The 11,386-nt window shown below is 57.8% G+C and carries 9 protein-coding genes; 4 read left to right on the top strand and 5 right to left on the bottom strand.

The genetic code is table 11. From position 1 onward, the window contains the following. Window positions 1–396: 396 nt before the first annotated feature. Entirely contained in the window at window positions 397–1,389 is a 993-nt protein-coding gene (locus ACIOVF_RS27870; protein WP_401294173.1) for an asparaginase, read from the top strand. Window positions 1,390–1,442: 53 nt separating this feature from the next. Here the strand turns inward: ACIOVF_RS27870 and ACIOVF_RS27865 are convergent, their stop codons facing one another. Next, a complete protein-coding gene (locus ACIOVF_RS27865; RefSeq protein WP_045195772.1) occupies window positions 1,443–1,745 on the bottom strand; it encodes a hypothetical protein in 303 nt (100 codons plus the stop codon). Window positions 1,746–2,118: 373 nt separating this feature from the next. Further along, on the bottom strand, window positions 2,119–2,781 hold the full coding sequence (locus ACIOVF_RS27860; RefSeq protein ID WP_401294169.1) for an NADPH-dependent F420 reductase: 663 nt from the start codon (window positions 2,779–2,781) through the stop codon (window positions 2,119–2,121). A 99-nt stretch (window positions 2,782–2,880) separates the two neighbouring features. Here ACIOVF_RS27860 and ACIOVF_RS27855 point away from each other — a divergent pair, with 99 nt between their 5' ends. Beyond that, entirely contained in the window at window positions 2,881–3,801 is a 921-nt protein-coding gene (locus ACIOVF_RS27855; RefSeq protein WP_401294167.1) for a LysR family transcriptional regulator, read from the top strand. A gap of 8 nt (window positions 3,802–3,809) precedes the next feature. Here ACIOVF_RS27855 and ACIOVF_RS27850 read toward each other — a convergent pair whose 3' ends face one another. Beyond that, window positions 3,810–4,337, bottom strand: coding sequence for a Bro-N domain-containing protein (locus ACIOVF_RS27850; RefSeq protein ID WP_401294164.1), 528 nt, complete (start codon window positions 4,335–4,337; stop codon window positions 3,810–3,812). Window positions 4,338–4,858: 521 nt separating this feature from the next. After that, window positions 4,859–6,745, bottom strand: coding sequence for a DUF262 domain-containing protein (locus ACIOVF_RS27845; protein WP_401294162.1), 1,887 nt, complete (start codon window positions 6,743–6,745; stop codon window positions 4,859–4,861). 262 nt (window positions 6,746–7,007) lie between these two features. Between ACIOVF_RS27845 and ACIOVF_RS27840 the strand changes: the two genes are divergently transcribed. Then, entirely contained in the window at window positions 7,008–7,244 is a 237-nt protein-coding gene (locus ACIOVF_RS27840) for a hypothetical protein (RefSeq protein ID WP_401294159.1), read from the top strand. Window positions 7,245–7,253: 9 nt separating this feature from the next. Here the strand turns inward: ACIOVF_RS27840 and ACIOVF_RS27835 are convergent, their stop codons facing one another. Then, window positions 7,254–9,197 carry an ATP-binding protein gene (locus ACIOVF_RS27835; RefSeq protein ID WP_401294156.1) on the bottom strand — a complete coding sequence of 648 codons (1,944 nt, stop codon included), beginning with the start codon at window positions 9,195–9,197 and terminating at the stop codon, window positions 7,254–7,256. A 471-nt stretch (window positions 9,198–9,668) separates the two neighbouring features. On the opposite strand from ACIOVF_RS27835, the gene ACIOVF_RS27830 reads away from it, so the two are divergent. Further along, window positions 9,669–11,386, top strand: a 1,718-nt coding sequence (locus tag ACIOVF_RS27830) for an RNA-directed DNA polymerase (RefSeq protein WP_401294153.1), incomplete at its 3' end; no start/stop codon positions are given.

Raw genomic sequence — 11,386 nt, 5'->3', positions numbered from 1 at the left:
GCAGTGAAACGATGCATCGCCGATGGTAGTGTGGGGTTTCCCCATGTGAGAGTAGGTCATCGTCAAGATTAAATTCCGAAACCCCTATCTGCATACGCAGGTAGGGGTTTTGTCTTTCTGGCGATTCAACTGCTAGTTGCGATCCCTGTGGGCGCCGGCCTTGCCGGCGATGCAGGCAACGCCTGCTTAGCTGGAAACACCCGCTAGCATGATTGCCCTTTCCCCAACCCAAGACCATTCCCGCCCCAGCTTCAGACCCGCCTGACTGTCTTATCTAACCGAGTGTCCGCTTAACTGGCGTCCCTCCATAATGATAAGAAGGCCAACGCCCATGTCTGCAAATGCTGCCCCGATCAGTCTCTCTCGCTCCTGCCATGTGGTTACAGGAGCTGGCGTATGACCCTGCCCAAACTCGCCATAGGAACCCTGGGCGGTACCCTGAGCATGCTCCAGTCAGCGGCAGGCGAAGGTGTCACGCCGGGCCTGGACAGCTTGCAGATGCTCGCCGACGCGCCCGAGCTTGCAGATCTTGCGCACATCTCGGCGAAAACCCTGCAGCTGTTACCCAGTGCCTCGTTGTCGTTCATTCAACTGATCGATGTCCTGTACTGGGCCAAGGCCCAGGTGGAAGAGGGCGCCCACGCCGTGGTGCTGAGCCAGGGCACTGACACCCTGGAGGAGGTAGCGTACTTTCTCGAACTGCTCTGGCCCTTCGATGCGCCATTGATCCTCACCGGTGCCATGCGTGCCGCCAGCGAGCCCGGCGCTGACGGCCCTGCCAATCTGCTGGCAGCGGTGCGGGTGGCGCTGGATGCGCAGAGTCGCGGTCGCGGTGTGCTGGTAGTGATCAATGATCAGATCCATGCCGCGGCCCATGTGCGTAAAACCGAGAGCCTGGCCATGGCGGCTTTCAGTTCACCGCACTTCGGCTGCGAAGGCCTCCTGATAGAGGGGCGTGTCTGTTACCTGAAACCCGCCCGGCCGCGTCAGCCGTTACCCGAACCCTGGCGCCTGGATCAACGTGTGGCGCTGCTGGAGGCTGATTTTGCCGCCGATACCCTGCTGCTCGAGCAAGTCGCCGGGCTTGGGTATAAAGGGCTGGTGATCGCTGGGTTCGGTGCCGGGCATGTGTCGGCAGCCTGGGCCGAGTGCTTGGGATACATCACCACCCGGATGCCGGTGATTATTGCCTCGCGAACCGGTTCGGGGCCTACGGCAAATCACACCTATGGCTTTGACGGCGGCGAAATGGACCTGCAACGCAAAGGCGCACTGATGGCGGGTTTCTTGTGTCCGCGCAAATGCCGGGTACTGCTGTGGGTGCTGATCGGCTGCGGGATGGATGACGAGCTGGAGCACTGGCTGGCCGGGTATCGTCAGCCGCGATGAGGGGAAGGTCACGTGGGGCCGCGTGTCGGCCCCACGTGTCTTCGCAGGGGCGCTTAGACGAAGCGCTGAGGTGCTACGCCGCGCGGCAGGCGGCTGCTGCCAGGCAGGGCGCTCAGGCGTGCACGCCAGTTGGCCTTGAAGCAGAACGTGCTCGGGGCAGGGCTGGCCTTGGCCATGCGTTGTTTACGCAGCTCTGCCAGGGACGGGGTGGATTTCTTGGCCGACGCAGGCGACTCCGTCTTGACCAGGGACCGCTGACACGATTTGCAGGAAACCTGGTCAGGGGTGGAGGTGCTGGTGAGGTTATTACCGGCGCGACCGCAAGCGACTGCATCGCCGCTGGTTGAGTAGTGCATTACCAAGCTGTACATCTCCAAACATATGAACAAAAGCCCCCTATTTTCGCACAGGTTGGCGGCGGATGCGGCGCCATCGTCAACGCGATGCTGGAGGCTTGAGTCAGAAGGTTGAAGAACGGCGTTGTTTACAGGGGAGAAATGGTACCGAGTGCGCCAATCGCAATGGCCAGCGCCAGAAAACCCACGACGAAGAATGCAAGCTTACCCATGGAGCGCTCCAGATGAAGGTTTTGCGGTGCAGCGCCAGGCTGCAGTCGCGAAATGCGCCCGGTAGAGCGGGGCGCAGGACTATTTTCGCTCTGGCGCTGTTACCGAAACAGATTCAGATGGCGCGGCAAAATACGTATCAGATCAACTGGAGTGCTGTTGTTCAACGTCGCCAGGCACCTTCAGGCACTTCAACCTCCCGCTCGGCTTGCGCCAGGGCGCGCTTCAAGCCCTCGGCATCAAAAGGTATGCAATAAGCTGGTTTGGCCCGTTCGAACCGCCAGCTTTCATCCAGGCCCCCGGCATCGACCGCGTCGTAACCCAGGTCGTCGAGCAGCCTGCTAACCATCGATTTCGCTTCATCATCATCGCTGGCAACAGGCAGGGCGCGCCGATCTGTTGCGCCGCTACCACGGGCGTCTTTCTCCAAATCCTGGGCAAGAATTGCATTGAATACCTTCACTACCCGCGAACCCGGCAGATGCTCGGCAAGCAGGCGACTGGTAGTGGTTTCGAAACGGTCCAGCGCAGGAAACAGACCATCGCGGTCCGGGTAGTAGTTGTTGGCGTCCATGACGATTTTGCCCTGCAGCCACTGCGCGGGCACGCTGAGGTAGTGCGCGAAGGGAATTGCCAGCAGTACCACGTCAGCAAACCGTGCAGCTTCTTCTGCACTGCCCACTTCGCAGCCGAGAATGCCGCTGCGCACGCTGCTCATGGTCTGCGCCCCCCGTGAGTTGCTGAGCATCACCTTATGCCCGGCGGCCAGCGCCAGCTGCGCCACTGCCCGACCGATAAAACCTGCCCCGATTATGCCAATGCGCATGTCCTTGCTCCGTTGCGTGATAGGAGCGTTTATGATGATTGGCAACCAGTAGTAGATAAATTACCAAGCTGGATCGAGTGTCGTTACCAGGAGTGTTGAATGATGGATCGCCTGACCAGCATGGGCGCCTTTGTAATGGCCGCTGAAGAGGGGTCCTACGCCAGTGCGGCGCAGCGTCTGGGCATGTCGCCGCAGATGGTGGCCAAGCATGTAGCCGCCCTGGAGCATCGCCTGGGCGCGCGCCTGCTCAACCGTACAACTCGACGGCAAAGCCTGACCGAGCTTGGCAGCGCCTACTACGAGCGCTGCAAGCATATCCTCAGCGAGGCGCAGGCGGCCGACTCCCTGGCGCAGATCATGAATGATACGCCGCGGGGCAAACTGAAGGTCAGTGCGCCAGTTACCTTTGGCTCCTACAGCCTGATGCCAATGGTTACCGACTTTCTACGCCAGTACCCGCAGGTCGAAATTGACCTGCACCTGACCGACCGTTTCGTCGACCTGGTCGAGGAGGGCTTCGAAGTGGCATTTCGCATCGGCCCCCTGGGCACTTCCAGCCTCACCGCCAGGCCCCTGGCACCTTACCGCCTGGTGACCTGCGCTTCACCGCGCTACCTGACCGCCCACGGTATCCCACGAACGCCAGCCGATCTCGAACAGCACGAATGCCTGGGCTACGCCTACTGGTCGCGCCCAGCCGACCGTGAATGGCAATTCGTCCAGGGCGATACGCTGCACAAGGTGCAGGTCGCCAGCCGTTTGCAGGTCAACGAGAGCAGGGCGCTGATGTCAGCGGCGCTGGATGGCTTCGGCATTGTGCTGGGGCCGGAAGACTTTCTGCGCCCGGCGCTGCAAAGTGGCGAGCTGGTGCGGGTGTTGGCTGACTACCAGCCGCCGAGCCGGCAGATGCATTTGCTCTATACAGCCAACCGGCAGAGAACCGCCAAGCTGCGACGGTTCATCGATGCGGTGCTGGCGCGCTTTGCGGTCAGCCTGGAAACCGACCATGCAGCTCGTTAGCCCCTGATTCAAAGCCGCAGCCAGCGCGCCGCCACCTGCCGCCAAGGTGGGGAGGCTTTGATGGCGCTTCTATGCGCCATACAGCCCGGCTCAAACAGCACCTCAGGCACATCGCGCAAGCGAATCCACGGTTCGTGCTGCCACTGCAGCACGCTGAGCGAATGCCTGCCCCAATCCATCTGGCCTATCCTCGGCACGTCCCGCTCCGGCAGATCCTGCCGGTCCCGCAACACCGCGATCACCTCATAGGTCAGCCAGCGCCGCAGGCTGCGATTCTCCGGAATGTAGTGATGAGCCAGGACCGTGTAGGCCCCGGACTCACTGATCATCACCGTGTCGCGGTACTCGCCGTAGCGCAGCAGTGGCAAGGTTCGCCGTTGATCGGCATCGAGCTTGCGCACGATATGGTCGTCGAGGTAACGGCCAATCAGCCGGCCGAGTTCGCGAGCGCAGAACCAGGCTTGGGATTCGAGCCAAAGGGCATGGAGAGGGCGGTTGTGGCGGGTGAACAGCACCGGTTCATGGAAGTCAGTCATGACTGACCTCCGGATCTGTGGTCAGGCGAGCCGCGTCTGCGAAAGGCCTGCGCGCGTGAGCGTCGGTAGGCATTTCAGTAACCTCTACGTGAATTCAGCTTCTTAGGGCTGGGTGTCGGGAGTTAAGAAACCCCACGTAGAGGGCCGGACGTATTCCCCTTGCGGGTCTTGTATTAGCCCACTCCCGACATAAAGAGTGTTTTTCGCGCGCAGGAGTAAACCACAGGCACAAAAAAGCCGCATCTGTCGGGAGCGGGCTAGCCGCTACGTGGGCGTTTCTTAGGCGCCATGGGCAATGTAGTGGGGGCGCAGCGAAAGGGTCAACTCTTCAGGTGTAGGGCTTTTCTGAAGTTCTTCGAAAGAATGGCAGGATTTGCATAAACCAGGCGTGTTGGGTTTCCTCTTGTCCAAGAACACTATGGTATCGCGAAGAAGCCTCAATCACATGACTGGCATTATGCCGATTGCGGCACCCAACATTAGATAGCGAGGCATTGTTGCTGTTCCTTGCAAGTGGGTTGTCATTCGTTTTTCGGCCAAATCTTCAAGGCCTCGTCGGCGAGGGCACTGGCGCGGGCTGAAATCGCGACTTCATCCCAGCCTGTGTTGGCAATCAAAGGGACATTGAGACGAAGGCTGGTGTTGGCAATCAGCTTGTCACGCTTAACCGAAAAGTCGCAGTGTTGTGCGGCTCTATTAACGCTGAGGTTCAGCAGCGTCAAGTTGCCCAGCGTTGGGATGCTTGCGTGGCGCTCACAGATCAGGACCTGCCATGGCGTCAATGTGCCGCCAGAGCGTACGATCATCTCGATATTGGCCTCGTCGTTGTCGGCAGCTGTGCTGCCATCTTTCAAGGGCCAGTGGACGTGCCAACTACGCGGCAAAATGTGGTCGATATCGAGGGCTGATAAGTTTGGTAGTTCAGGCTCCTCGCTTTTGACTGAAAGCCGCAGGCCTCCCTCTATTTCCGTCAGCAGCGAGCGCATTTTCGCGGTATCAAGCCGGCCTGGATAAAGCGGGGCGCTGACACAGGCGTTGCGAAATTCGGAATCATCAGGCCAGCGGGAGGCGTCACCTTTGAGTGTGCTCAGATAGTCGCTGAGAATCCCACTGGAGACGCCTGATTTCGCCAGCTGACGTAACGCTGTGAGGAAGATGTTGTTGTAGTTTTTGGGCGTAAGTCCGCAGACGGCCCGGCGTACCACATAGGACACGAGGTGATTGAACATGCGGGCCTTGTCGGCCTCTGGCACTTCCGCTGTCGAAATCAGTAAGGCCAGCGGATAGAGCGTCGTGATGTCATACGCCGCAATACGGCGGCCAAGACGGGCAATGAGGGATGAGCCCGTGGTGCTGATCAATTCGCGGTAATGCTCCGCGTATCGGGCCAAGGTCACCAGCTGGCGGTCTGCGGTTTTGGGGGGAGACTCGGCAGCGTAGCGCCGGTATTCGTTGTACAAGCGGGACAGATCAATCTCACTGCCCATCTCTGCTTGCAGAGTGGCGTGGATCAACCACTCCAGGCGTGGTTTGTTCAGGCGGCCACGACGCTGCTTGGTCGACCAATAGTCTTCCTCGAACGGTCGCCACTGCGTATCGTAGAGCACTTGGGCGTCCACTTTGTCTTGGTCGGCGCGCATGAAAATGTAATTGCGGATCAAGTCCGTGGCATGCAGCTCTGCACCCCTTCCATTGAGCGTTTCAAAAATCACCTGGGCATCGTCTTCGGCTTCCAGCGAAATGCTGACCAGCTTGAGATCTTGTAGGACAGCCATGATGAGGCTCTCAGCATAGGCGGAGGCCAACTCGTTTCCCGAGCGAATCCAGCGTGTGAACTCATGAGTAAAGAACCAAATCGCGGCCAGTGACGGTGGGTGATCATGGTGCTTGCGCAGGCTGCCGCTCTGCGTGAAATGGGCCGGATATTCGCTACGGAAATCCTCCAGGCGCTGGATACTGAGGCTTTTGATGAAATGGGGGCGGTCGCGGAAGGTCGGCCACAGCTTGTAGCGCTCCATTTTCGGGTCGCGCATGGTTTCTTCGTTGTTGTTTTGCATGCAGCCGATCACGCTGGGCTCAAAAGCCTGAATACCGGTAGCACGTAACGCGAGCAGGAGCGAGGCCAGCACGTACTGGAGCGTGGTCAACCGTTGCTGGCCATCGATGATGTGCAACGTGTCGACGCCCATCAGCCCGTCTTTGGCTTGGGGTTCGAGGACCACCGCACCCAGGAAGTGCGGCGTGATGTTCAGGCCGGACACCCGTGCCTGAGCTTTCTCCTGGATGTCCTGCCACAAGGCGCTCCATTGATTCCGTAGCGTCCACACATAGGCGCGCTGGTAGAACGGTACACAGTACTGGCGCCGGTCCTGGAAGATCTGGCGCACGGTGAGCGTTTCGGATTTCATGGCGTCCCCTTTTTGGTCTGCGCATTCTGGCCTGTGCGGCGCACGGCGTCACTAGGGGTGGGTGTCGGCAGCCGCAGGGCTACGTGTAATTTGTCGTTATGGTCAATCGACCCCCTCACTTCACCTATGTCTGGTGAGAGTCCCAATTGGGACTGGTGACCAAGACCCCGGTCGTTGGTCGACCGGAAGTAGCCCAGCTGGTTGCGGCGCGCGGTGACCGCTAGCCTGGGTGCTCAGGGCAAGGGCGAGTAGGACCAGAAAAATGAAAAAGGCGGTGGAGCAGGACACGCTGGCGGCGTTGATCGAGAGCGGGGCGGCGCGGGAATTTAGGGCGACGCGTGGGCCGGGTGGCGAAGGCTGGAGCCTGAGCACCCGGCTGGGATGCTTCTGGTTGCCGGTGCGCTCGCGCCGCGAGCTGATCAGGACCTGGGCGAGCCTGACGGCGCTGGGGCGGTTCTGCGAAGGAATCGGCATCCGCAGTCTGACGGTGGAAATGTGAATTCCCTGACTACTGCCGACTTGCTTCAACCATTAGATCGCCCTGGCGAACCGGTACCGGCTTCAGAAAGCTGGCGAGTTGCTCTTGCTGTTCGAGCAGAAACGGAGCGTCCTGGACTCTAGAGTAAAGATTTAGAAGGCGCTTCTCGGCCCGAGTGAGGATCGTTTCGTAAAGCATGGGAATGATCTTGACCTCCTCGCCATGTGAAGTCGGATCATCTTCACCTTGTTCGATGATACTGCCGAGAATGAAGCCATCTACCCGCGTGTGCTGACGAATATGTCCCTTTGCCTTCAGTTCCTTCACGTATTTCCAGACCTGATCTTTTTCGCGGGAGCCGAGCGGCAACTCAGTAGTCTTGAGGTCCACTATTACGACATGTGCCGTACCATTCTCGTTGTAGTCTTCGTCGTAGGATGACCTAGCATAGAAGCTGACGCTGCAATCTGGCAGGGCCACGAAATCAGGTCGGTTGCGACTGCCTTTACCCTGGCTGTCGCCGAACAGTTGGCGGATGACGGAGGTCATGCCCTTGTTGGAGGTGAATTCGATGGACTCGAACTGGGCTCCGAACATCCACAAGCCACGCTCGAAGAGCGGCTGTAACTCGTGCACTTCGTCGATTCCGGCGACCTGAATCTTGGTGCGAAGCTCTCCGATGAGTTTCAGGCGGTTCTGGATCTCGTCGAGCACGAGCTTGGCCATGCTGACCGTCCATTCGGAGAGGATGGAGTGCAGGGTGTCGTAATCGTTGGGCTCGCATTTGTGCAAGAGATCGAGCAGGCCATAGCGTGACTTAGCCTTCTCCAGCTTGGCCAAGATCGTGGAGAGTTGGACAATTTCCTGTTCGCCAAAGTTGGGGCAGGTCTCCACGACTTCGTCGATGAAGGCCTCGACGCGGTCCTTGCTACTAGGCGAGAGGGTGTTGACGGTGTTGCCAACACGCTCAATCACGGCTGCACGCTTGGCTTCGCGCTCACTTTCACCACTGCCATGAATAATCTGCCGGATGCGATCCTGAACGGCTTCGCGTGTGGTGCACCAGGCTGAGTTGTCGTCCTTGAATCCACTCCAGTCTGGGGTGACTGCATCATGCTGATTCAGGAAGTCGGCCTGGACGATGAAGGTGAAGCGCTTGGCCTCGGATGTGCGGCCATCGAGCACGCGCTCGTAGTCGCTGCGGCTCCACTTGCAGTCGCCAACGGCACGGTTCTGCACCCACCACGCAATGCCATGCTGCTTGGTCGTTCGGTCAGCCTTTTTGGTATCGATATGCAGGATGGTCACTTTCCCTAGATCAGGGATTTCAATCTCCTCGCTGGACAGCAACTCAGGAATGTCGCTGAAGGTGATTGGGCTTCCATTGATTGAAACCGTAAAGGCTGGGTTCGCCAGAAAGCGACTGCCGATCAGCTCACGGGCTTGCTCTTCGCTGAATCTCGGGGAAGGGATGCTGCCGTTACCAATGATCTCAGTGCCGTGTCCTTCAACTCCCTCAGCCTTGAAGGATATCTCCTCCAGCACCAGTGGCTCGGTCAGCGTTCGATGAACACGGCAGACGAATTCCTGGCCATCTTTGCGTGAAGTGATCAAGTATTCATCGGCAAAGCAGAAACTGGCGAACCGGCCCTTGCCGTTCTTACCAAATACTGGACGAAGCAGGCCTTCAACACCTTGCGGAGGTGAGGCAACTGCCCCCTGTACCGAGAGTCGGTTGTAGGCAATGGTGCGCCAGATGTGCTGGAACTCATCACGGGTCATTCCGTGACCGTTGTCCTTGATTCTGAATTGCCGGCCTGACTCAATGTTCGGCCAGGCAATTTCGACCTGGGTGGCGTATGCATCCCAGCAGTTAGCGACTAACTCGACGATGGCGGTAGCTGGGTCAGTAACGATGGCTCCCGCGTAGCTTTCGAGAAAACGGGCGTCGTAGAGAAGGGATCGTTGCTCCATGATTGCTTGTTGTCCTTTGACCGATTCAATCGAGTTCACGCGCTATTTGTAGATCATCCAAGCGTCGCTTACCAGGAGATGCTATGCAACCTCATCGGAGCTGTAGTGGCGAGCTGCATGAACACTAGAGGACATCTTGCATGCGCTGATCAATTTTGGTGCCCTCGGGGACTAGCTCGATGTGATGGATTGACGGTGGACTCTTTTTTTAAATGGGGGGCGTTTTGGACCGTTGTATGGCGAACGCATGTGGCAGCCGAGATGCGGTGTTGAAGCACTTTGCCTTTACGACCATGCCTTGCTGAACGATTATGACGTCCATCACATCGGTGGCATGTAGTGGTACCCAAGGATGGCTTTCCCTTCAACCCTGCGAGGGATCGATATCGCCTGGTGACTCTCTCCTTGCTCCCCCAAGATTACTTTTGACCAGCCTTGGCTTGCTGCGTCTAGTCAACGAAGAGAGAGAAGATGTCCATTATCAAGGAGATGTATCAAGCTCTGCTTCCCCAAGGCAAGACCCTTCAGGATATCGTCGTACTGGCACAAGCTTGGAAGAAGTCCCACGGTTTTATTCGTCGACATAACTCATATGCTGACGTTTTGGAACTCGACAGCTCCACTATCAATCTTGAGCGTCAGCTCAAGGAGTGGAGCCAGGCCATAGGCCGCCCTAGCTTTCTGCCGGATGGCCTCAAGTTGGTACCTGCTCCTAAAAACGGGAAATGGGAGTTCTGCTCAAGCCGTAGTTCGACTATCGAGGAACTGCTCGATACTCCCATCACTGAACAGGACTCGCTGTTTCACGAATGGAGGCCCTGCGCGGATCAAAACGGTGTAGAGCCACCAGCCCCACCAGAGCTACAAAAGCTACGGCCTTTGGCGCACATTTCTATCAGGGACCAGTCACTGGCGACAGCTGTGATGATGTGTCTCGCGGAGGCCATTGAGACCGCACAGGGAAATCCGGATGAGAAAGATGTTATGGGGGCGCGGGGTTGCGGTCTGGTCAGCTATGGCAACCGTCTTCACTGTCGCTGGTCCGAGACCGGCGCTACGCAAACCATGGCTCATTTTTCCTGGGGTAATAGCCAAACCTACCGCAAGTATTTTCAAGACTATCGAACGTTCTTGTCTCGTCCCCGCCAGGTTTGTGCAGAGTTTTCGCCACGCTTACCGAGAGGAAGGGAGCTATTCGTTATCTCCCTGGATTTGAAGGCGTTTTATGATCGGGTAGATCGCCGGGCACTGTTGGCGGAATTGAAACGCTTGGAGGCAGAGTACCGGCAAGACTTCCATCTCCAGGCTGAAAGTGGGGCTGACCAAGATTTCTGGGATAAAGCTGCTCGCATTATGGACTGGCATTGGCGAAGTGAGGACATCGTCCATGCAGGGTTATTCAACGAGTCAGAAAGCACAGAGCTTGAGCTTGGATTGCCGCAAGGGTTGGTTGCATCGGGATTTCTGGCCAACGCATACCTGATTGGCTTCGATAGAGCTGTCGACAAGGCTTCAAAGGAAGCGCGTGAGGTAAGTGATGGCATCAAAATACTCGACTATTGCCGTTATGTGGATGACCTCAGGGTTGTCGTCGAGGCACCGAGTTATGTATCCCCGCTGGAACCGGTCAAGACGTTCATCGTGGATCAACTCCAGGAGCATTGCGTACGCCTCGGTGCTAGCAAGGAAATTAGCCTTTCCGAGAGTAAGTGCTCAGTCACTCCATATCGCTCTATGTCTGCGCAGAACAATGTCTCGACGCTGATGAGTGTTCTCGGTGCGGAGCTTAGTGGCACTTTCGACCTTGAGTCACTTGCACAGGCTGCCGGAGGCCTGGAGGGGCTACTGTGGATATCGGATCAGATTGAGGGATATCAGGAGCCGTCTAGATCGAGGCTCCGGTTGGCAACAATTGTGGCCCCGGCCACAGATGTGCGAGACGATACAGTCAAACGGTTTGTTGCAACCAGGCTTGCCGAATTGATGAGGCAGCGCCTTGCCATGACTGACGTCAGTGCGCCAGACGACACAGGGGAGTCTCTTGGCGAGCGCGTAACAAATGGAATGGCACTCGCGCATGAGTTCGAGTCGACATGTAGTGGTCTAATGAAACCGGACACCCATTTAGGCGAGAATGCTCGCCATAGAGAGGTGTCTGATGACCAAGCAACGTCGTACCTTTACCCCAG

It is taken from the genome of Pseudomonas sp. NPDC087612, from assembly GCF_044743505.1.
Taxonomy (GTDB): Bacteria; Pseudomonadota; Gammaproteobacteria; order Pseudomonadales; family Pseudomonadaceae; genus Aquipseudomonas.
Note: the sequence above shows the minus strand (reverse complement) of the source record. Positions and strands in the feature narration are given on the sequence as shown.

Excerpts from the sequence above, each read along its gene's own strand:
- ACIOVF_RS27870 (WP_401294173.1), top strand. The coding sequence starts at position 397 with ATGACCCTGCCCAAACTCGCCATAGGAACCCTGGGCGGTACCCTGAGC.
- ACIOVF_RS27865 (WP_045195772.1), bottom strand. The coding sequence starts at position 1,745 with ATGCACTACTCAACCAGCGGCGATGCAGTCGCTTGCGGTCGCGCCGGT.
- ACIOVF_RS27860 (WP_401294169.1), bottom strand. The coding sequence starts at position 2,781 with ATGCGCATTGGCATAATCGGGGCAGGTTTTATCGGTCGGGCAGTGGCG.
- ACIOVF_RS27855 (WP_401294167.1), top strand. The coding sequence starts at position 2,881 with ATGATGGATCGCCTGACCAGCATGGGCGCCTTTGTAATGGCCGCTGAA.
- ACIOVF_RS27850 (WP_401294164.1), bottom strand. The coding sequence starts at position 4,337 with ATGACTGACTTCCATGAACCGGTGCTGTTCACCCGCCACAACCGCCCT.
- ACIOVF_RS27845 (WP_401294162.1), bottom strand. The coding sequence starts at position 6,745 with ATGAAATCCGAAACGCTCACCGTGCGCCAGATCTTCCAGGACCGGCGC.
- ACIOVF_RS27840 (WP_401294159.1), top strand. The coding sequence starts at position 7,008 with ATGAAAAAGGCGGTGGAGCAGGACACGCTGGCGGCGTTGATCGAGAGC.
- ACIOVF_RS27835 (WP_401294156.1), bottom strand. The coding sequence starts at position 9,197 with ATGGAGCAACGATCCCTTCTCTACGACGCCCGTTTTCTCGAAAGCTAC.